The sequence below is a fragment of the Mesorhizobium sp. M2A.F.Ca.ET.039.01.1.1 genome, assembly GCF_003998035.1.
Taxonomy (GTDB): Bacteria; Pseudomonadota; Alphaproteobacteria; order Rhizobiales; family Rhizobiaceae; genus Mesorhizobium.
The window spans coordinates 1-797 of record NZ_RZRY01001361.1; the positions used below are offsets into that span (position 1 = coordinate 1).

At 66.5% G+C, this 797-nt stretch carries 1 protein-coding gene; it reads right to left on the reverse strand.

Features of this window, described 5'->3' with window-relative positions:
• A partial coding sequence (locus tag EOA24_RS39870) for a DUF58 domain-containing protein (protein ID WP_133375044.1) occupies positions 1 to 797 on the reverse strand: 797 nt, incomplete at both ends.

Sequence of the window (797 nt, forward strand, 5' to 3'; positions counted from 1 at the left end):
GAACAGCACCAGATGCCGCTCGGTCAGCCGGCCGACGGTGCGCAGCATCAATTCGGCGCTGATCGGGTCGACGAAATCGGTGAAGACGATGACCAGAGAGCGCCGGTCAAGTTTGGCTGACAGCGTGGTCAGCGCCAGGGTGAAATTGGTCTCTTCGGTTGAATAGTCGATCTCGGCGGCGCGCTTCTGGATCATGGTGAAGCTCGGCGAGCCGCGCACCGCGCCGCTGGAGACGCGCGGCCTAGCGTCGAAGGAGAACAGGCTGACGAGATCGCCGCCCTTGAGCGCGATGAAGGCCGACAGGAGGGCCGCCGTCACCGCCCGGTCGACCTTCGGCACGCCGTCGACCGGCTCGCACATCAGCCGGCCGCTGTCGATGGCCAGAACGATGTTGTTGTTCTCCTCGATCCGGAACTCGCGCGCAAGAAGCTTGCCGTGGCGGGCGCTGCGCTTCCAGTCGATCATGCGCCGGCCCATGCCGGGCTGGTAGTCTTTCAGCGCCTCGAATTCGCGGCCCTGTCCAGCGCGCTTCTGGGCGTGGCCGTCGGCAAGGGCCGAACGCTGCAAGAGCGTGATTGCCTCGTCGCGCGCGCTGTTGACATTGGGCAGCACCGCGACCTTGCGCTCGACCGGCAACATGACCTGGTTCCAAACCAACCCAAACGGGCCCTGCCAGCGCAGCCACAGCCGGTCGAAACTGGCGATGCCGCGGCGGATAGCCTCGAATTCGAGATCGAGCGTGCCGCCATTGGCCGGCAGCGCGCCGCCTGTGCCGGCGACCGGCTGCACCCGCTGAT